The following is an 18,923-nucleotide window of genomic DNA, read 5'->3' as shown; positions in this document are numbered from 1 at the left end:
GCTGCTAGAATCGATCCATGGCGCTCCCGAACATCTATCAAGTCACCATGGTTGCGATGCCGCTCGTCTTTGGCAGCATCGCGTTGACTGTCGCAAAATGGCAGGGCCGGAAGCTTGATGCACTGCTTGCGAAAGGGCGCGCAGAGCAACAGCGGACGGGTGAATGAGTACCGACGAATTTCGTCGGCACTCGCTGCGACCATAACTTAAACTTAGTCTTCTGGTTTCTGCCGGGATGGCAATATCTTCCCCCGCTGGGGGATCACGCAAATCTGGGCCACGCTCACTTCCTCAAATTGAGGAAGTCAGACTGCGGACGAAACTCGTTCGCACTCCGGGGTCGCCTCAGTTTTGAGGGCGCCTACCGAAACGAGCAAAATGGGCAGGAACCAACGTCGCACGCTGCGACATTGGTTTTTCGGAAAATGTCGAAAAAGCCTTCGTCCGTTTCCCGGACGATAGATCGCCCCGCTGCATCCGCCGTTTCGATATCGGTATACTGGAGCCAGGAATTTGCGACACCAAGGCGCAGCCCCTTCATCACTAATGAGGGCTGGGGTGCGTGTTCAGCACGCCCCCTTGATCGGGTTTCGCGGCCCTGCCGTAAAACTGCCCCTGACGCTCTTTGCGCAACACAGGACGATCGAACGAATTTCGTCCGATGGTCCAGATTTGGATCATCCGCCGCCTTCCGGAATATTCCCCGAATTTGGGGAATACCCAAGCGTCCGAATTTCAGGCGGCCGGGGAGTGATTGTACAACCCCCAATGGGGGACGTGCCTATGGTTTGCCCGATTTGGCGAGCAAAGCGCAGCGGCGATGACCAGACTTTTTTGGACAACACCCAAAAAGCCACCATCCGGATCGCGGATAGTGACCAGCCAGACGAAATTCGTTCGCTTGGTCTGGCGCGGCGCTCTACCGCGACGTTCGCCCCAGCCTGTTACGAACGTCACGGGCTTAATTTTAAGCCGATGATCGTTGAGGAGGTTGCGTCACGGCCTGAGATGCAACCTGGCCATTCATGTGCCTTTGACGAATCACCCGCGCATTTGGTAATGAGGTGTCTGTCCTTTGGGGCGCTCCCAGAGGATGGTGGGCACCCAAGGTGCCCGCCTTTGTTCAACTCATGGAGGAGCAAAGTGCGCAAAGTTCCAGATCGGGCGTATTACGAGCGCCGCGCAAGAGCGGAAACCCGCAAAGCCGCTCTTACCGACGATGCAGTTTCCAGGCGAGTGCACCTGGTGCTGGCGGCCAACTATCTGAAGATGCTGAACCAACTTGACGAAGAGGCTAAAGCCGCCTGAGTCAATTCCAGTCCCCTCCTGCCCCCGCTTTGGCGGGGGTTTCTTTTGCCTATAGTGCCCCGTGCGACGAGCCGAGGAACACCGTCGCTCTCCCAAGGGTTCTCTCCCTTGTGCTACCCGCACATGAGAGGATTAATGAAATGGCAGACGAAAACCAACGCCAGCAAGGCGGCCAGATGGGCAACCAACAGAACCAGAACCCAGGCCAGCAGCAGCAGGACCAGGATCGCAAACAACAGGGCGGCAGTCAGCAAGGCGGCCAGCCTGAAAGGAATCCGGGACAGCAGAACCAAGAAGATGAACGGCGCCGCCAGCAGGGTGGTGGGCAGCAGGAACGCAAAGACGATCAGGGCGGACAGCAGAGGTAAACCTCTCCGCTGCTAGTTATACTTGCCCCGCTTCGGCGGGGCTTCTTTTGCGCTCGCCATGTCTGAAATTCTCGGGCCATCTCGCGATGCATGCGCGCTAACCGCCGATGCCGCGCAGCGATCAGCAACCCGCTAAATTCGACCGCATCCCTATGCTCCTCCGAGGCGCGGCGGACATGGTACTCAAATTGTGTTTCGATGCTCATTAGGTCTCCCGGGAGCGGGAGCAGCTATCTCTCTGTCGCTAGCGCGCTCATTATGGCCAGCGATCTGTCCGGTATATCAGCTTTGAGTGGCTGAGTCTGTTCTTCATCTGCCAACCCTCGGGGCGGCCGAACGGCAAGATTCGCTGGGTTGAAGACGCTCAAGCAAACCTATCGTCCCAAGGGCGCTTCCCATATCCTGCCCAGATGATGACCCGCGATCAGGAGCTATGGGGCATGGCGTCGGTGCTGCTGCGCCAGCACGGCGACCGTGCGCCGGTCGTGGTGGCGGAGAGGATCGGCCAGCTTGCCAGCGAGGGGAAGGCCGAGGGTGTGGCGATGTGGAAGGAGGTTGCGCGTCGGCTGGAGCGACTGATCGGGCAGGAACCGACCCAGTAGCGCGAGTTTTCTCCCCGCGCTTATCGCGTGCTTATCCAGGGCCGTTGATGAAAATGACCTATCGCCAGATGCTGCTAAGTGCTTGAAAACTGGTGCCGCTTACGTGACTCGAACACGTGACCCTCGCATTACGAATGCGGCACCAGCACCGTTTTTCACAGAAAATTGCGCCGAAAATGCGCGGTTTTCCGTGAACAACCGTAGAACAAATGGCAATCTGTGATCCCAGCGCGATCCCAGAAGAGGCATGCTTCCCCTCCCCCCGCTTAATGCTATACCCGGCCGTCCGTTTCGAGGCACGAGCGACCGATGGGCATCACACAAGGCAATATGACCGATCAGGAGCAATGGGCTGCGGCGGCCCGTTTGCTGGAGGTCCATGGCGATGACGTCGGAAACGTGATCGTTCGGCAGGTCAGGGTGCTCTTGGATCGCGGCGATCAGGCCTCCGCGAAGGACTGGATTGACATCAGCGTCAAGGTCCAAGCGCTCTTTAGCCCCGCAGGAGATGCGTAGCATTCATGCCGCTGGACGATTGGGAGCTATGGGCCTGCGCCCAACAGGTCATAAAACAGCATGGGGCTAAGGCCCCGCTGCACGTCGCCAGCCGCATCGGCGAACTGGCCACGGCAGGCGATCTTGATGGCGTCCAGACATGGCAGGCCATAGCGGAGCGCGTCGACCAATTGATGGACTATCGATCCGGAAGGCCGCTAAGCAAGCAGTAGGTTGCACGAACCAGGCAGCGCATTATGTTGCCGGTACAACAGGTCGCGGAAAATAAACATGGAAGAGGATGGTCTTTGTCCTGAAGTGGCCCGCGCCTATGATCGCGCGCGACGACTTCTAAAGGCCCAGATGGTTCACGAGCGAGCGGGCAGGATCGACATCCTTGTGCGGGATGTTTCTGAGCGTGGGCTCGGAGGTAAATGTGCGGCCGAAATAGCAGTTGGTGATCGAGTTACGATCCAAATTGCGGACTGTGATCCGGTGAATGGAACCGTAATGTGGCGGAAGGGGCACGGCTTTGGAGTACATCTAGACTCGCCGATCCGCCCGGCTGATCTGCGCCATCGAGATCTGCCGGCGACCCAGTATCAGGTTCCGACGCTCTTCAGGCCAACCCTTTCATTTCGGCGCCCCGGATTCGGGAGCAGGCGATAGCCCTGCGCGCTACCGGCTGACACACTGTCCGAGTGCGAGTCCCAGCAACGATAATTGCCACCCCGTAGAGCAGGGAAGGGGATTTAGGGGATGAGGGATTATTCCAGCCCGAAATCCCCTTGGTCGCCAACCTGCGGGAAGCGCTTCTGGAAAAGGCGCTTAAACTGAGAAACATTGTCCGATATGGCCATCAACGTCATGACTTCCTGCATCTGACGCTTGAGCTTCTGGATGCCATAATCGAAACTGAGATGCTGGTGGAAGCGCGCACGCCGATTGCCGCGCCGGTCGACCTTGGGGTTCAACTGGTCCAACTCATCCAACACCGCACCATTTTCCAACGGATGATAGACATATTTGCGGGTGAACAATGCGAAATGCTGAGGCCTATTCTGAATGACAATGCCCGTGCTGGTGCGGGTCATTCTCTTGCTGCCATACAACTCATTCAGGCGGTCATAATATTCATCCGGAAACTGTTTTTCCCACTCTCTCTTTTCAGCCTCAACATATTGCTGGACCAACAAGCGAAGGGCATCCGGGCCACGCACCTCTTGGAAGCCGGTGGCCTCATCGATCAGCGCCGCAACACCGACTTTAGCGAAGGCATTGAGCAAGATTCTTGCTTGAGCGGCAAGAAAATCCTGAGAATTTGTCAGCTTTCCGCCTTCATCGGCGCGGACAATCGCTTTGCAGACCTCGACTAAAACCTCAGCGTCATATCCATGGGCCGAATCCAGGGTTAAAGGCTTGAAAATCACGGGATTTTCAATGATTTCGACCAGTTTTTGGCCTAGTTCGGATCCAATGCCTTTCCGGGTCATCGACCGCAGGAACGCATTGCCGCCAGCAGATTTGAGGTTGAGGGCTTTCGCCATGCCGCGCTTGTGGATTAGGCGCCGGCCGTCTGCGAGGACGTAGCAATCCAGCTCGACTTCACCCACAATCATCTTGCCCTGGTGCGTGGCCTTAGGGAGGTCGGTAGCCACCTCTTTCTTGCCCCACCGCGCTGACGCCGCCACCTGGGCAATCGCCTTGCGCTCATCAGGGGTCAAACTCTTGGCCCGCGCTTCTCCGCCCTTCCTGCGATCGTTCATCTTCCACCTATGCTTGCTGCATGAAATTATGGCTTCATGCTTGCAAATGCACTTGTGCCTGTCAAGTGCTCCAGTTCGGCGGGCTTTTTTGCGCCCCGTCTCCCCGCAGGCTTTTTGTGCGCTAAAAAACAACCCGGCAGCTTTCACCACCGGGCCAGGAGAAAGGCTTGAAGCCTTCGGGTCGCGGGCGCGCTCATATCGCCATCGCAAGGATTCGCCTTGTATGGACCGGACATATTGCTCCGCTTCGTTCAGCCGATCCCTATTTCATCGGACATAATCTCGGAGTGCCGGGCGCATGATCTTAAGCGGTATTGCCGGTGCAGGCGCCTACCTACGTGCGACCCAAACTAGCCCCTCATCCCTTTCTGGGCTTGCAGGACAGCCCAGCGTTCCCCAGCCGGGCCGCCCGAGACTCAGTGCCAGCTAGCCCCCATCTCCTCCAGCCAGACGCTGGAGGATTCATCCACCAGCATATCGATGCGCCGCAGGTCGCTATCGGCACCGATCGTTTCATCGAGAGATCGGGAGAGATAGGCGTTTGCAAACTCCTGAAGCGCCCGATTGCCGAACGACCGCGCCCGTTTCTCTATGTCCCTGATCGGGACGCTACCGCTGACGACCGCTAGCATCAGATCGGCGGCGGCATCGGCCGCGATGTCGCGTGGCAGGGACGTACCGATCGCCTTCACGATCCTGTCTTGCAGATCATGCAGTTGCCGCGCCCTGTCTTGCCTCCGCCTGAATGCATTGCTCTGGTTTGCGGGAAGGCTATTGGACCGGCGCCAATCCAGTACAGCCGCCGCTGAAACGCGCTGCTCCTTAGCGATATGCGGGTCCCGCCATTCCAGATCATACAGAAACTTGCGGCACTGAGCGACAGGACGCGGGGCCTTCTGGACCACCGTATTCACTGGAAGACCATTACGCTTCCTCCAATGCGCTACCGCATTCGGGCTGACCTGCTGGATGCGGGCAATTTGACCATCATTGAGACCCTGCTTGTAGAGCTTTTGACGTTTAGACGTTTGGTTTTGCATTGCATTTCTCCCGCCGACTGCATGCCGGTGGAAGGTTGCATGATCCTTCTTCTCGCTGCTTGCGCCGCCTTTTTGATTGATTGTGGCAGCGTGACGCTGAAGCGGCCGGTTCGTCGCGCAAGCGAGCGGAACTGCCGTCAACCTGATTGGCGATAGCCGAAATGGCTCCGTCAAATCCCATCGACTCAGCAGCGACCAATCGGGCGAGACTGATCAACATTAAGGACCAGCAACGGGCGGGGGCGTAGCCTAACTGCTTCAGGGACGGGGCGGACGGAGGCTTGTCTTGTCACGAAGGGCGGGCCTCCGTCTTAGCCACGCAATAGATTTTCCGCTGTTAGCGCGTCGGTCGCGAGGATGGTTCTCGGCACCGCAAAGGGCGGCCTTCGTCGTGTTCGCCATGAGACCTTCCACGTGCGACAAAACATCAATTACTGTTTGCGCAACGGCGGCTTGACCGATGGTGCCGCCTGCAAAGCAGGCATCGGATCGGCCGTGTCGCTCACAAGATGGCGATGAACTGCCTCATCCAAAAGGGCCTGCCTGTAATCGGCTTGCGCCGGGCTCAGGGCGACGTTTCGGATCGCGGCCAGAAGCTCAGCATCGCTCATGCCGATAACTTTGGCAGCAAACATGATCGGATCGGACGTACTCATCAGATGGTCTCCACTTTATGCGGACAGACCGGTCAAGCCGTGGTCAAGAGGCTTGGAGTCGTTGGCTTGGTTAACTGATCATACATCGTTTTGCGCTCGACGCCTATTTCTGAGCGCCTAAGCTTTATTTGTCCCTTTCGTTGCTATGTCTCAGACCGTGACGTAACAAAGTCCCGATTTGGCGAGCAGTTTGCGCCATGGCGCCGCAAACCCGCCCTCCGGCCGGCCATCCTAAATGTCGCCGCGCAGGCCTCGCCTATTTCATGTGCCTTTGACGAATCACCCGCGCATTTGGTAATGAGGTGTCTGTCCTTTGGGGCGCTCCCAGAGGATGGTGGGCACCCAAGGTTCCCGCCTTTGTTCAACTCATGGAGGAGCAAAGTGCGCAAAGTTCCAGATCGGGCATATTACGAGCGCCGCGCAAGAGCGGAAACCCGCAAAGCCGCTCTTACCGACGATGCAGTTTCCAGGCGAGTGCACCTGGTGCTGGCGGCCAACTATCTAAAGATGCTGAACCAACTTGACGAGGAGGCTAAAGCGGCCTGAGTCAATTCCAATCCCCTCCTGCCCCCGCTTCGGCGGGGGTTTCTTTTGCCTATATTGCCCCGTGCGACGAGCCGAGGAACACTGCCGCTCTCCCAAGGGTTCTCTCCCTTGTGCTACCCGCACATGAGAGGATTAATGAAATGGCAGACGAAAACCAAGGCCAGCAAGGCGGCCAGATGGGCAACCAACAGAACCAGAACCCAGGCCAGCAGCAGCAGGACCAGGATCGCAAACAACAGGGCGGCAGTCAGCAAGGCGGCCAGCCTGAAAGGAACCCGGGACAGCAGAACCAAGAAGATGAACGGCGCCGCCAGCAGGGTGGTGGGCAGCAGGAACGCAAAGACGATCAGGGCGGACAGCAGAGGTAAACCTCTCCGCTGCTAGTTATACTTGCCCCGCTTCGGCGGGGCTTCTTTTGCGCTCGCCATGTCTGAAATTCTCGGGCCATCTCGCGATGCATGCGCGCTAACCGCCGATGCCGCGCAGCGATCAGCAACCCGCTAAATTCGACCGCAACCCTATGATCCTCCAACGCGCGCCGTGCTGGCGGCGGCTACGCAGGCGTGAAGGACGCCCTCTTCAAGCTGGAAGTCCTGATCGTCGGCGGCCTTGTCATATGGGGCAGCGCGGAGATGGTCATAGGGTTGTTCAATTAGCCGCGATCGTGACGGAACGGGCATGACGCTTGAGCGCTTCTGTCTTTGAAGGAGCCGCGTCATGATCGCCGAGTTCACCCTGAACGACGGAAATCCTGTCTCTGTCAACATGGCTCAGGTCGACTATTTCCAGCCGAGCGTTGAGGGAACCCTGATCGCCTTTTCTGGTGGCCGCCGTCTGGAGGTCCGCGAAAGCTATGACGCCGTGGCCGAGGTGCTGAACCCCGAGCGGCAGGCGGGTCTTTAGAACAACGACAGCCCAGCCGGTTCACTCCCCTTGGCGCGATACCAGGGGCGGTCAGTCGCTTCGATGACCATGCGATCGGCAGGATATGGCCGGTTGAACTGATATAGATCCTCCAGCGGCGCATGGAGCCATGCCTCCCAATCCTGCGTATCTAGGATCACTGGCGAGCGATCGTGAATGTCGCATAACTCGGGCGCATTGTCCGTCATCACCCCGGTATAGACGGCGCCCCATTCGTCGCTGTTCGTCCAAAGGCCCGCCCATGCGAATATCGGCTGGTCCTTCACCGACAGCCAGGTCTCCGTCATCCATCCGGGCTGACCGACCGCCTCGGCATAGCGCGCTGTCGGGATCAGGCAACGATTCGCCGGGTGAATAGCCCATCGCTTCCAATAGGTGCCCAGCTTGTCGAACCGGGCATTGTTGACCGGCTTCGGCTTGAGCGGCTGACCGGTCCGTTTGCTCTTTTGAGCCAGAGGGAAACCCCAGGTCATCTGTTCGAGAACGCGCTCGCCATCTTCCAGGCGAACGACCGTGCCGGGCTGGGCCGGATGCGTTTCCAGCGGCCCTTCATTGAAGCGCATACCGCGCCGGGCGCCGAACAGCTTCAGCACCGCCTGCGTGTCGCCCCGTTCTGCCCTATTGCACATGGACTTAGCCTGAGACGCGCCCAGCCGAGAGTCAATATGCTTGACCGACTCGAAATCCGTTCTTCATATGTTCCCTATCGGAGAAGATTTATGGAACGAATTGACGACATTCGCGAGGCGGTCGCGGATGCGCTGGAGAAGCGCGGCCATGACAACCGCGAGTTCCTGCGCGAGATAAGGGCAGGAGACCGGGACGATGGCCCCTTCATGCTGGGCGCGCTGGCGTGGGACGCCCGATTGAGCGATGCGAACAAGTGATGTGGCGCGCTATGATGACGACCTCAAGCTGGCGACGTGCATCTTCGAAGCCGCCGCATGGCACTATTCCGTGCGAGTCGTCTGCCGTTGCCGCCGCGAAGGCTTGTTCGATGCGCATGGCCTATGGTGGAAATTCCAGCGCAAGGGCTGGAGCGACGATTTTCGCGAGGCGAAGCGCCGCCTCTACTGCCGGGCCTGCACGCAGCGGACGGGCCGGAAGGTCCGGCCGATCACCATGGAGACCAGCAACAAGCCTGCAAAAATTCGTTTGCCGCTTCCCGATGAACGGGAATGGAAACGGGCTGTGAGCCGCTTTAGAGGATAGGAGCGCGACATGACGAATGAGCAACTGGAAGTGCGGGCCGCCTTCGACACGATCGCGGCGCGTCTGGATCAGGGCATCGCGGAATTTGATACCCGGTTCCAGATTTCCGACCTCTGCCGCACGCTGGGCATGGACCTGACCGACCTTGCCGACGGCATGCACGACGAGATGATTTTCAGCCTGGTACGCGGCGATGCAGAGACCGAACTGCTCTACACCTATATGCCGGGCGAAAGCGGCGACTTCGATCACCGCTATGACCTGACGGAGAAGCTCAAGGGCGAACCGGTCCGCGCAAGGAAATGGACCGTTCCGTCAGCCCATGAGATGCAGATGACGGACCTCTCTGCGCATAAATTGGGCTGAGCGTGGCTGGCGATCGATCGGCCGCATTGATGGCGGCCAGGGCGCGGGCTCAGCGCTACAGAGATATGTTGCCGACATTCGAAGAGGTCAATGACAAGGCCTACGGCTTCACTCGCGGCGATCTGGATTTGCTGCTCTGGGAAACCGCGCAAATGACCCCCTTATCGGCGGATGACCTCCGGATGCATCTGAAGGTGCAACTGACACGCTATCACAAGCGATTTGCCGAGACCGTGACGGGGCACAGGAAAGGTGAGCGCGACAGGATCGGCCTGCTGGTGTCCGAAATCACCCGAGGATGGGAAAGGTATCGCATCCATGCCCCCGAGGTCGGCGTGCGCGGGGTAGCGCCCTTGCAGGATTGGGTGGAGAATCTGCTCGGACATGAGGGCGTGGAGCGGATCGAACCGAAGTGATTATTATTACTGCGGATAGGTGATCGGGCACACCCGATCGAGCGTGGCCAGTGCAACAGCAGCGGCGGCGCGCACCTTATCGGCCTTGGCGCAGTTCACTTCCATGGATTTGCAGCCGACCAGCAGGGTGCAGAGCAGCGCGAGGGGAATCAGGCGAATCATTGTTCGTCTCCATCGAAGGTGCAGCCAAAAAAGGTGATCAGATAGGGGAGCCAAAAGAAGATCATGGCTTTGGCTCCGGCGCGGGCGGATCGGCCGGCGGCGCGTTGGCAAGGCTCTGGCCCATCCGGTCCAAACTGCGCTGGGTCAACCGCTCTTTGATGGCGGACACGATCGCCATGAGGATCGCGGTGTAGGCCGACGCCTCTCCCGCGTGGTTCGCCTCGATGGCGCCGTGCATGACGTACAGCACGCCGCCCGCGATGACCGACAGCAGCATGATCTCGCTGAAATGGTCGGTCGGCGGCTTGATGGTGATGATGGGTCGGGTCATGCCGCCCTCCGCACATAGGCGGCGGCGATATTCTCCGCATAATGGTTGAGCGCGGAGGCGGTCCCGTTATAGCCGTCCGCGAACGGCTTGCAGGTCGCCGGGTCAGCGCTGATTCGCTGAAGCGCCCGCTTCAACCCGCGCCCGGTTATGAAACGGGTGAACGCGTCAAGCTGGTCCCCCTCCGTCTGACACTGGCGCCAGGCGAAAGACCAAGCGTCCGGCGCATCACAGACGGCAAAGTTCTCGCCCAGGATCTGGAACGCGCCATAGCTGGCCGACATGAAACCGGCGTCCACGTCCAGCGCGACAGCATCGAGCAGTTGCTGCCAGCGTCCGGCCTGCGACGCGGGATAGAGCTTCCGGTTCCATGACCGGGATGAGAGGCGCGGATGACTGGCGTCATAGCGATGCCCCGTCGACCGGCTGAACCGATGGGGCTCGAACAGGATCGCAGGCCGCCCATCAATGAACGCGTCTCCGGCCGCCTCGACATCATAGACAGCCCAGACCTTCGCGGGATCGACCGATAGGTCTTTCGCCGCCTGGGCGATGTCGGCCGCCGTGATGGGATAATCCGGCCCGTCGGTCAGGCAGGCCAGCAGCGCCGCCTTGCTCGCGTCCTGAAACAGCCCGTCGATCGAGCCGTGATAATAGCCGCGATCCGCCAGGCGCCGCTGAAGCGTCGCTTGATCCATGAATTGCTCCTGTGGTGATCGAGCGCGGCGGCCGACTATTCGCCGCCAATGGGCCGCTTGCCCGTCGCGATGTCCTGCAGGGTGCGCTGCGCGCTCAGTTCGGCCTGCACTTCCTCGCGGATTTGCTGTTTCCGCCGCGTTGCCTCGTCAGCGATCATGACGTCGACCTGACGAACGAACCTGTCCGTTACCAGCTTGACGATGCGGTCGGCGCCAACGGTAGCAGCCGAAGCGACCAGCGCCGCAGCCTCGCCCTCGATGCCCATGCGGCCGATCAACCAATAGGCGATCAGTGCCACCATCGGCAGCAACAGAAGGTCGGCCAGCAATAGGTATCCCCGTATTTTGACGCCCTTCTTCATCAGCAGGGCATATTTTGCGGCCAGCCCGCAGGTCAGGCCAATCACGATCCACCCGTATTTCACGGCGAACGCCTCAATTGCTGGACTCACCCCCGGCGCTCCCTGTTGTGGTAAGATGATGGCCATGCGGTCTCCGCTGCGTCGCTGCGCGCATGAAAAAGGGGCGCTGGAGCGCCCCATGGTCAGAACACGGTCGGCCATGCCTAGCTGACGATCGTTTGCCGCCTGCGAAGCGAATCGTACCCGCCGCCGCTCCCCGGTCCCCCGTTGAAATTGAATATCACGGCATTCGCTACAGGCGGCCCATAGCTGCCCCTGAACTTGACGACGACGGCGTTTCCGGCCGGAGGCGTGTAGATCATACCGGCACCACCTGATCATAGATGATCGCGTTAAAAGGCGGATCGATCGCCACGGCAAAGACGCTGGTTCGACCAAGGGCAGGAATGCTGAAATTGCCCGACCCGTCGCTGACATCCTCCCCGATCTTCTCGCCGGTATGGACGTCATAGAGATAGACCGCCTTGCCGGGCACAGGGGTTCCATATTCCTGCACCTGACCCGATACGCTCGTCGCGGGGCTGGCGGGCGCCCAGACCCGGTTGCCGCCATACCATCCGCCGTCGTCATTCAACCAGGCCGACAGGAAGGAAGGCGTCGGCGTGGCATAGGACTGCTGCTTTTCCTGCGTCCCATTGATCGCGCCGCCCTGCTGCGCCGTGATCGACTGGAAGCCGGTCGGCGGCGTGCCCGCGAAGCTGTCGAAAGCGGCGGTGATGACTGTCCCGGTTGCCGAGGCGGTCACGGCGGGAGCGACGTTCATCGCGCTCAGCGCCGTATAGTCGATGCCCTCCGCGTTCGTGACTGGATCGGCGGTAGGCGAGTTGTTCCAGTTGCCGCCATTGACCCGGAACCAGACCCGCCGGTTTATGACGTCGATCGCCATGTCGACGCGGTCGCCCTGCGCATAGGTCGCGAGGGTTGTGATCGTCGCATTGTTCCGGGCCACGACGCCGCTCGAACGATAGGACAGGCCTTCATTGCTCGTCCCCATGACGACGCCGCCCGCCATATTGTAATAGACGTTGACGAAGCCGACGCCAGACGTCCCGGTCAGCGTCGTGATCGTGAACTCGCAATAGGTCAGGCCGGAGATGCGGCGGGCAGCCGCCGCCGTGCCGACACCCGAGGACGTGGCAACAAGGTTGCCCCCGCTCAGCGCCATGGTGGCTGACTTGTTGAGGGTATCGAACGCCGTCGGCATGCCTTAGCTCCAGGTATCGGAAGTCTCGATGACGACCTGGGCCTGACCGGGCGCATAATTGTTCGCCATGTAGATCCCCAGCGTCTGCTGGCAGAGCAGCGATTTCCCGCTCATATTCCCGGTTCCGCTGAACGTGTCGTTGTGGTTCATCGGCAGGAAATGGCAGGCGTCCCAGAGACCCTTGAGATAGCCCCGGACGAAGCCGTTGTGATGAACCCAGACCGGCGAAAGGAACATGCCGCTGTTGGGCGGCGCGGGATAAGGGAAGGAACTGGGCGTGTCGGCGTTGCCGCCGGTACTCCAGCCGCCGTTGCGGCCCATGTTCATGCCGATGCCGCCGTTCTGCGTCTTCTTGAACTGGTCGGAATGCTTGCCGAAATTGATCGAACTGCCGACGCCATTATAGTTCCGCGCCAGATAATGCCCCATGATGGTCGAAGCCAAACAGGCGCCGCTGACAAGATTGACCTGCGAAAACGGTTCGTAGAGGTTAAACGTCGGCCCCATATTGCCGGCGCCGCCCTCGCCCGTGTTTTCGAACGGGCGACCGATCAGCGCGCAATTATACTGATCGGACGAACTATAGGAGAAGAAGTCCCCGAACATCGTGGCGAACGCCATGATCGGCTGCGTCTTGTCGCCGGTCTCGATGAAGAGGTAGAAAGTGTGTCCGTCAGCGACGATCGTCCAGGCGCGGGCCGTGCTGTCGGCCGTGGTCGACTTGCGAATGACCAGCATGCCGATGCCAACACTCGACTGACCCGATGTCGGCCACTGACCGGAACCGGTCCCCAAGCCGGTAGGAGCTTCGAACCCGCAGAAGCGCGCTTCGCGTGCCGCCGCCGCGCCGGGCGCGGCATCGTCAATATAGACACTAAAGCCAGTCCCGCCCGCCGCCATGGTGTAGACGCGCTTATTCGTGCCGGTATAGGCGATCGTCCAGCCAGCGGCGGCCTTGGCGCCGTAGCCGTTGACCAGCACCGCATCGAGCACGGTCAGGAGGGAGCCGACCGTACCGTTGAGCGTAGGGGCGGAAGCATCGGTAGAACGATAAACGCGAACAGTCATTGGACGATTCCCACGATGGTGATTGCGACATTGGTGATGGCTGCGTCAGCAGAGGCGGGGCCGACGACCTTGATCACGTCACCCTCTGCGACGCTCTTCGCGGTCCCGCCGACCGTGACGAAGGTGAAGACGCCTCCGGTCGAAATAGTGATGGTGCCGATGGACGAACCGTTCTTCTGAACATCGAGCGCGAAAGTCGCGGCGGGATGGACTTCTACCGCCCCCCTGCTGGCGGGCGCGCCAAAGTTGGCCGGTATCTCGAAATCTTCCGTCGCAATATGCAGGGCGAGAACTTCGGACGACGTCGGCGCGGTCGTGAAGAAGAAACCGATGCGATATTGCACGCTGATCGGATCAAATCCGAGGCTGTTCAGATAGACAATGAACGCGTTGATTTCGGTGACCAGAGTCGGCCACGCCTCAACAAAGGCTTCCGCCGTGCCGGAAAAGGTCGTCGGGCTCTGCGATCGGAGCGGTGGCGGGGGAAGCGGCGTGATGGGCGATGCGGGCATATCAGTAACCCTCCGCGATCCAGAAGCCGGTTGCGGACGAATCGTCGCCGTTCGACCAACTGGCCGTCGTATCGGTGTTCGAATAGATGGTGGGACCCCGCGAAACCTGACCGAAATTGGACGGATCGCTGGTGCCGTTCATGATGCATGAAACCTTGGTCGCATCCGTGAATGCGACGGGAAAGGTTAGCGTGCCCGTGCTGTTACCGGCGCAGGTGACCCGGCCCCATTGGCGGAGATACGTCACCCCGCCGATGGTCGTGGCGATGCAGATGCCGTTCGCATTGCTGGTTACCGTCGGCACGGCGAGCGCGCCGAGCGTCGTCAGGGCGGTGGCTTGATCCGGGTCATTCAGCAAGTTCATGATGAACGACGAAACAGCGCTTTCCAGCAGATATTGCGCATGGGGATCGCTGGCCGCGACATGGGCCGCCATCGCGGAACCCACGGACCCGGTTGCCTCAAAATCCCCATAGCTCGCCATTGCCGCTGTGCCGAGACCCAGCCCCACGGTCCGCATGTTGGCCTGGCTCGTTTGTGCCAGCAGCGTACGAGCGACCGCCGTCAGGTTGGTGAGCGCCGACGATCCGGTGCCGGTAAAATAGGCCAGCCGGTCCGCTGCTGGGGTCAGGCCGCTGAGCGCGACCAAGCCGGGATCGGCATAGGCAGGCGCGGCGGCGATCAGAGCGGCGGCCGTCTGCAATTCAGCGATGAACACGTTCAATTGTTGGGAAAGCACCTGCATCGCCACGACGAAGATGTCCGCACGATCGGCAAACGTGTCCGGGTCGCTATCTCGCTGCGGCGGATCGGGCAGGATGTCGATTTCACTGAATGGCATCAAACCATCCCTTCAAGCTCAAGATTGACATAGGATTCGTTCGGACCGGCGAACTGCCACGACCAATCCTTGATGAAGCCAAGGAGCCAGGTTGCCCGGTAGGCTTCGACGCCGATGAACACGGTTGGCGTGGCGCGAACGGATTTCAGATAATCGGTGATCGCGTCGACGTTGCGTTCATCGACCGAGACCTTCAGTGATTCCCGGTTAGCATAACCGCGCTTGACGATCGTGAAGGCGCCGAACTCGTCTTGCTCGAGACGGCTGAAGTCCTGAATGCCGATGCTCGCGGGATAGATGACCTTGCCGATATTGCGTGACAGTCCGGCCGCGACCGTGCCCACCTTGGCGATGCCATCCGGTTCGGTGACGATCGTGCGGACGGTCGGATTGATGTTCGTCGGGAGGTCGGCAAAGGTCCAGTCGCCGTAGCGCGTGACCGGCTGGAAGAAATATTCCCACCACGTACTGACTCCCCCGCTCGAAACGAGGTTGACGGTATCATTGTAGATTTCGCCATCCGCTTCTGTCGACATGATCAACTGCACGGTCGCGGCGGTCATATTCAGAACGGACACAGCATTGACGCGGCCGGTCACATCGAAAGTGGTGTCGATGCTCTCGCCATTGGCCGTCTGCGAACTGCTGGCCCGATCGAACATCAGGAAGCGGTTCGTCGGCCCCAGATCGAGCCACCACGCCGCATCGGACAGGCTATGTCCGGTGTTCGCCGCCTGGAGAGACTGATAGGCGTGGTTCGTCGCCGTGCTGATGACAATCGCGTTGACCGCGTAGGTCGTGCCGCTGTCCCACTCCGCATAGCTGTCGGCCAGATAGAGCCAGAAGTCGTCATCAGTGACCGCGTTACCGACATTTCCGGCGACGAGGCTTTCATAGACCTTGTAGGTGAACCCGTCGCCCTGGAGGACACTGACGCGTGCGCCGTCCGCATAGGTCGTCCCGCCCGCGTAGGCGGCGGGCGGCACGTCCGGGACGTTGCTCGCCACCAGATTGGACCCGGTCACCTCGACCGGCGGAACGAGCCTCATGCTGCCTCCGTCGCGAGCGGGCTGGTCGTGTCGTTGCGGACCGGCATCCCCGAATTGTCCCAGCGGCGGAATTGGCGCTCGACCCATTCCCCCTGTTCGATCAGGCGCTGGTGATAGACCGCCAGTTCCGCCTTCATGCTGGACAGGATGTCGGTGTTCGCGGCGATGGCGTCGATCTGAAGCTGGGCATATTCAACCTGGCTGTCCGCCGCGAAGATACCGCCGTCGGTCGCCGCCAGGACTTCGCCCAGGGCGCGGCGATATTCGAGTTCGGACGAGGCATTCGCCTTCGCCGCGTCGAGGAAGGCGGTCGCGTCATTGCGCAGCGCGCCCAGCGCGTCGGCATCTCCCGTACGAGCCATTGCGGCGGTGTTGCGGAACTGGCTGGTGACGAACGCCAGACTGCTGGTCGTGCCGCCCAACAGTTCGTTCTTGAACGCCTTCAGGCCATCCGCCAGCGGCCCGAATTTCTCGATGACCGCCCGCGCATCTTCCAGTTGATAGATCATCTTCTGCATGGGACGCAGGCTGTCCTTCATCGCCGCCAGTTCATGGAGGCGGGACAGGGCGAGCGCGTCCTGATCGCGGCCGATCAGTTCGAGGAAGCGGGATTCCTGCGCGCTCTGATTGGCCAGATCGTCAATGACCTTCTGCGCCGCCTCATCCATGATGTCCTTGCGCTTGAGGGCGAGAAGCTGCTCAAGCTGGGCATATTCCTCCGCCGATGCGCCGGCTTCCTTGAAGATGTCGCGAAGGTCATCGAATTGCTTGATGAGTTGGTCCAGCGCATAGGCCGTTGGGTCCAGTCGCTGCTGCAAATCGGTGAATACGCCTTCGAACGACAGCGCCTTGGACAGCTTCGTCTGGAGATCGCCCGACGCTTTCAGCAGGTTCTGCGTCGAGTTGCGAATGCCCGTGATGGCCCCGCGCTCGATCGCCGTCTGGATCGCGAAGGCAATGGCGCCCTGCGCATCATCATCGAACTCGGTCGCGCCGTTCTTCTTCTTGAGAGACGTGCCGGTCGTGTTGACGCGCCAGTCGCCATGGCGCTGGCCAATCGTGATGTTGCCGAAGTCCCCCAGCGCGCCGCCGAAAGCATCCGCGATCTGGTTGAGCGACGACATGACATTGTCGCCCACGGAGACCGCTGCCCGTTCCGCTGCGCCGCTGTTGCCGCGTGCCGCCGACGCGCCGCTGGCCGACAGGTCGACCGCGCCCCATTTGACCTTCTTCATGAGCCCGCCCACGACGCCGCCCAGCAGGCCGCCAGCGATCGAACCGAGAGGCCCGGCCATCCCGCCCAGCGTCTTGCCGAAGAGGTCAGTGAGCGGCTTCTCAAGGAACTTCGTCCCCAGCTTGCCGCCCAGCGCGCCGCCGATCGAACTTCCGAGCTTCTCGGTCTTGCTGTCCATGCCCAGCATGCCGGCGGAAAGGTTGCCCGTCGCGGCATCCGCGAGGACAGTCGACAGACCCTTGAAAAACTCGCTGTCCTTGCCGAACACGTCCTTGAGTTCGTCGCCTATGGTGCGGGCGAACTCATTCCCCTGCGCGTCGAACCCGGTGACGCCAGAAGGCATACCCAGCAGCGTGCCGAGCTTACCGCCGACGCCGGAGAAGTTGCCGGTCTTCAACCCAGACAGGGCGCCCGCGAGCGACCCGAACAGGCCGCCCATGCGGCCGACGGCGTCAAGCTGCTGGAGATACACCTCCAGCTTCTGCCGCTCTATCTCAAGCTGTTCCTCGCTGGCCTTGGTCGCTGCTTCGCGGGCGGCCTTATCCTGGTCCTGCCAACTCTGCATGTCGTCGCGCCATTCCTTCTGGCGCTTTTCCATTTCCTGCGCGAGTTTCCAGACATTGCCCTGAGCTTCAGCCCGAGCGTCCATCATTTCCTTGTAGATCTTATCTTCGTCGTTCGCGGCCTTCGCGGACTTGTCCTTGCGGTCCTTGATCAGTTCGTCAGCCTGCTTTTTCAGGCGGGCGTTGCGCCGGGCGATGGTACGATCTTCCCAATCATCAAACGCGCCCATTGCCTCAGCCCGGCGCTTGTCGAAGCTGTTCGACCACGCCGCCGCCACGGCGTTGCCCGCCGCGCTATATTGGAGTTTCATGTCCGACAGGTCGATCGCGGAAACCTGAGCGAAGTTGGTGCCGAGGACTGCGTTCGCGCCCTTGGCAAGCAGGTTAACCCCGTAGATTGCCGCGTTGACCATGCTCTGGAGCGCGTCGATCGTCTTGTTCGCCGCCAGCCGCACCGTATCGCCAAGGAGCGCGGGCAGGTTTTTCCAAATCAGGCCGATATTGTCATAGGTCGCAGCGAATGCGCCATAAACCGACGCAACAGCATCCTTGAACTGGTCGTAAAGCCATTTCGCCGTTGCGCTGACCCAGCCGCGCACGGTCTTGAACACGTCATCGAGGCCAAGCGCCTCCTTGATCATGTCCCAGGCTGCACCCGCCGCATCTCCGAGCGTCACATGCGTGTCGGTGAGCTTCTTCGCCTCTTCGGTCGTCAGGCCCAATGACTTGATATAGTCATCAACTGGAGCCTTCTTTTCAAGCGTGTCGCTGAAGCCTTTGAAGGCGAGCGCCGCACCGCCAGCGGCGACGCCAGCCCCCAAGACAAGCGGATTGGCGATAAGGAATCGGCCGATGATGCCGCCCACCTGCTTGACCAGCCCACCTACCCCGATACCGGCCTGCATCATGATCCCGCTGATCTGCGAGCCCTGCTGGACGAACGCGGTCAATGGGTTTGATCCAGACGCGATCTGGACGCCCAAGTCCTGAAACTGGAATGCCAAGTTCTGGATATGGTGCCCGGCGAGTTTACCGCCCTGACCAAGCTTCGCGAAATTGTCGTTTGCGGCATTCACGCGGCGACCAATGTCGTCGGTCGTGTCCCCGACGACCCGCTTCACCTGGCGCATGTCCTCTTGCAGT

At 60.5% G+C, this 18,923-nt stretch carries 28 protein-coding genes; 14 read left to right on the top strand and 14 right to left on the bottom strand.

Annotated features, from left to right (window positions below):
* Positions 1-17 precede the first annotated feature (17 nt).
* The 7 genes from HHL26_RS06860 to HHL26_RS24585 all read left to right on the top strand — a co-directional run bounded on the left by HHL26_RS06860 (position 18) and on the right by HHL26_RS24585 (position 3,442).
* Positions 18-167 carry a hypothetical protein gene (locus HHL26_RS06860; protein ID WP_169576021.1) on the top strand — a complete coding sequence of 50 codons (150 nt, stop codon included), beginning with the start codon at positions 18-20 and terminating at the stop codon, positions 165-167.
* Positions 168-1,143: 976 nt separating this feature from the next.
* Positions 1,144-1,308: a hypothetical protein gene (locus HHL26_RS06855; RefSeq protein ID WP_169576014.1), complete on the top strand. Its 165-nt coding sequence runs from the start codon at positions 1,144-1,146 to the stop codon at positions 1,306-1,308.
* Positions 1,309-1,448: 140 nt separating this feature from the next.
* Complete coding sequence (locus HHL26_RS06850; RefSeq protein WP_240962366.1) at positions 1,449-1,676, top strand: hypothetical protein; 228 nt, start codon at positions 1,449-1,451, stop codon at positions 1,674-1,676.
* A gap of 410 nt (positions 1,677-2,086) precedes the next feature.
* Positions 2,087-2,278, top strand: coding sequence for a hypothetical protein (locus HHL26_RS06845; RefSeq protein ID WP_169576020.1), 192 nt, complete (start codon positions 2,087-2,089; stop codon positions 2,276-2,278).
* Between the two features lie 309 nt (positions 2,279-2,587).
* A complete protein-coding gene (locus HHL26_RS06840; protein ID WP_169576019.1) occupies positions 2,588-2,794 on the top strand; it encodes a hypothetical protein in 207 nt (68 codons plus the stop codon).
* Positions 2,795-2,799: 5 nt separating this feature from the next.
* Positions 2,800-3,006, top strand: coding sequence for a hypothetical protein (locus HHL26_RS06835; protein ID WP_169576018.1), 207 nt, complete (start codon positions 2,800-2,802; stop codon positions 3,004-3,006).
* Between the two features lie 58 nt (positions 3,007-3,064).
* Positions 3,065-3,442, top strand: a complete 378-nt coding sequence (locus tag HHL26_RS24585) for a PilZ domain-containing protein (protein ID WP_346765566.1) — start codon at positions 3,065-3,067, stop codon at positions 3,440-3,442.
* 98 nt (positions 3,443-3,540) lie between these two features.
* On the opposite strand, the gene HHL26_RS06830 is transcribed toward HHL26_RS24585, so the two are convergent.
* The 3 genes from HHL26_RS06830 to HHL26_RS06820 form a co-directional block, all read right to left on the bottom strand.
* Positions 3,541-4,539: a P63C domain-containing protein gene (locus HHL26_RS06830; protein ID WP_169576017.1), complete on the bottom strand. Its 999-nt coding sequence runs from the start codon at positions 4,537-4,539 to the stop codon at positions 3,541-3,543.
* A 416-nt stretch (positions 4,540-4,955) separates the two neighbouring features.
* Positions 4,956-5,720: a hypothetical protein gene (locus tag HHL26_RS06825; RefSeq protein ID WP_169576016.1), complete on the bottom strand. Its 765-nt coding sequence runs from the start codon at positions 5,718-5,720 to the stop codon at positions 4,956-4,958.
* Positions 5,721-6,010: 290 nt separating this feature from the next.
* A complete protein-coding gene (locus HHL26_RS06820) occupies positions 6,011-6,235 on the bottom strand; it encodes a hypothetical protein (protein WP_169576015.1) in 225 nt (74 codons plus the stop codon).
* 381 nt (positions 6,236-6,616) lie between these two features.
* Between HHL26_RS06820 and HHL26_RS06815 the strand changes: the two genes are divergently transcribed.
* From HHL26_RS06815 to HHL26_RS06805, 3 genes are all read left to right on the top strand, one after another.
* Positions 6,617-6,781, top strand: coding sequence for a hypothetical protein (locus HHL26_RS06815; RefSeq protein ID WP_169576014.1), 165 nt, complete (start codon positions 6,617-6,619; stop codon positions 6,779-6,781).
* A gap of 140 nt (positions 6,782-6,921) precedes the next feature.
* Positions 6,922-7,149, top strand: coding sequence for a hypothetical protein (locus HHL26_RS06810; protein ID WP_240962364.1), 228 nt, complete (start codon positions 6,922-6,924; stop codon positions 7,147-7,149).
* 349 nt (positions 7,150-7,498) lie between these two features.
* Positions 7,499-7,684, top strand: a complete 186-nt coding sequence (locus tag HHL26_RS06805) for a hypothetical protein (RefSeq protein WP_169576013.1) — start codon at positions 7,499-7,501, stop codon at positions 7,682-7,684.
* Here the strand turns inward: HHL26_RS06805 and HHL26_RS06800 are convergent.
* Positions 7,681-8,334: an SOS response-associated peptidase family protein gene (locus HHL26_RS06800; RefSeq protein ID WP_169576012.1), complete on the bottom strand. Its 654-nt coding sequence runs from the start codon at positions 8,332-8,334 to the stop codon at positions 7,681-7,683. The genes HHL26_RS06805 and HHL26_RS06800 overlap by 4 nt on opposite strands.
* 90 nt (positions 8,335-8,424) lie before the next feature.
* On the opposite strand from HHL26_RS06800, the gene HHL26_RS06795 reads away from it, so the two are divergent.
* The 4 genes from HHL26_RS06795 to HHL26_RS06780 all read left to right on the top strand — a co-directional run bounded on the left by HHL26_RS06795 (position 8,425) and on the right by HHL26_RS06780 (position 9,699).
* Positions 8,425-8,592, top strand: coding sequence for a hypothetical protein (locus HHL26_RS06795; RefSeq protein ID WP_169576011.1), 168 nt, complete (start codon positions 8,425-8,427; stop codon positions 8,590-8,592).
* The gene (locus HHL26_RS06790; protein ID WP_206377376.1) at positions 8,579-8,917 is read left to right on the top strand and encodes a hypothetical protein; all 339 of its coding nucleotides are present in this window, start codon (positions 8,579-8,581) and stop codon (positions 8,915-8,917) included. The genes HHL26_RS06795 and HHL26_RS06790 overlap by 14 nt, the downstream gene beginning before the upstream one ends.
* Before the next feature lie 9 nt (positions 8,918-8,926).
* The gene (locus tag HHL26_RS06785) at positions 8,927-9,283 is read left to right on the top strand and encodes a hypothetical protein (protein ID WP_169576010.1); all 357 of its coding nucleotides are present in this window, start codon (positions 8,927-8,929) and stop codon (positions 9,281-9,283) included.
* A 65-nt stretch (positions 9,284-9,348) separates the two neighbouring features.
* Complete coding sequence (locus HHL26_RS06780; protein ID WP_169576009.1) at positions 9,349-9,699, top strand: hypothetical protein; 351 nt, start codon at positions 9,349-9,351, stop codon at positions 9,697-9,699.
* A 6-nt stretch (positions 9,700-9,705) separates the two neighbouring features.
* Here the strand turns inward: HHL26_RS06780 and HHL26_RS06775 are convergent, their stop codons facing one another.
* The 10 genes from HHL26_RS06775 to HHL26_RS06730 form a co-directional block, all read right to left on the bottom strand.
* Positions 9,706-9,861, bottom strand: coding sequence for a hypothetical protein (locus tag HHL26_RS06775; protein WP_169576008.1), 156 nt, complete (start codon positions 9,859-9,861; stop codon positions 9,706-9,708).
* A 61-nt stretch (positions 9,862-9,922) separates the two neighbouring features.
* Entirely contained in the window at positions 9,923-10,192 is a 270-nt protein-coding gene (locus HHL26_RS06770; RefSeq protein WP_206377375.1) for a hypothetical protein, read from the bottom strand.
* Entirely contained in the window at positions 10,189-10,887 is a 699-nt protein-coding gene (locus tag HHL26_RS06765) for an N-acetylmuramidase domain-containing protein (RefSeq protein ID WP_169576007.1), read from the bottom strand. The genes HHL26_RS06770 and HHL26_RS06765 overlap by 4 nt, the downstream gene beginning before the upstream one ends.
* Positions 10,888-10,922: 35 nt before the next feature.
* Positions 10,923-11,450 (bottom strand): hypothetical protein, encoded by a 528-nt coding sequence (locus tag HHL26_RS06760; protein ID WP_240962362.1) that lies wholly within the window; start codon positions 11,448-11,450, stop codon positions 10,923-10,925.
* A 157-nt stretch (positions 11,451-11,607) separates the two neighbouring features.
* Positions 11,608-12,513: a hypothetical protein gene (locus HHL26_RS06755; RefSeq protein ID WP_169576006.1), complete on the bottom strand. Its 906-nt coding sequence runs from the start codon at positions 12,511-12,513 to the stop codon at positions 11,608-11,610.
* 3 nt (positions 12,514-12,516) lie between these two features.
* Positions 12,517-13,581, bottom strand: coding sequence for a hypothetical protein (locus HHL26_RS06750; RefSeq protein WP_169576005.1), 1,065 nt, complete (start codon positions 13,579-13,581; stop codon positions 12,517-12,519).
* Complete coding sequence (locus HHL26_RS06745) at positions 13,578-14,093, bottom strand: hypothetical protein (protein ID WP_169576004.1); 516 nt, start codon at positions 14,091-14,093, stop codon at positions 13,578-13,580. Before HHL26_RS06745 ends, HHL26_RS06750 begins: the two co-directional genes overlap by 4 nt.
* A gap of 1 nt (position 14,094) precedes the next feature.
* Entirely contained in the window at positions 14,095-14,934 is an 840-nt protein-coding gene (locus tag HHL26_RS06740) for a hypothetical protein (RefSeq protein WP_169576003.1), read from the bottom strand.
* A complete protein-coding gene (locus HHL26_RS06735; protein ID WP_169576002.1) occupies positions 14,934-15,983 on the bottom strand; it encodes a hypothetical protein in 1,050 nt (349 codons plus the stop codon). The genes HHL26_RS06740 and HHL26_RS06735 overlap by 1 nt, the downstream gene beginning before the upstream one ends.
* Positions 15,980-18,910, bottom strand: coding sequence for a phage tail length tape measure family protein (locus HHL26_RS06730; RefSeq protein WP_169576001.1), 2,931 nt, complete (start codon positions 18,908-18,910; stop codon positions 15,980-15,982). Before HHL26_RS06730 ends, HHL26_RS06735 begins: the two co-directional genes overlap by 4 nt.
* Positions 18,911-18,923: the final 13 nt, after the last annotated feature.

Source organism: Sphingobium sp. TB-6 (genome assembly GCF_012927365.1).
Classification (GTDB): domain Bacteria; phylum Pseudomonadota; class Alphaproteobacteria; order Sphingomonadales; family Sphingomonadaceae; genus Sphingobium.
Note: the sequence above shows the minus strand (reverse complement) of the source record. Positions and strands in the feature narration are given on the sequence as shown.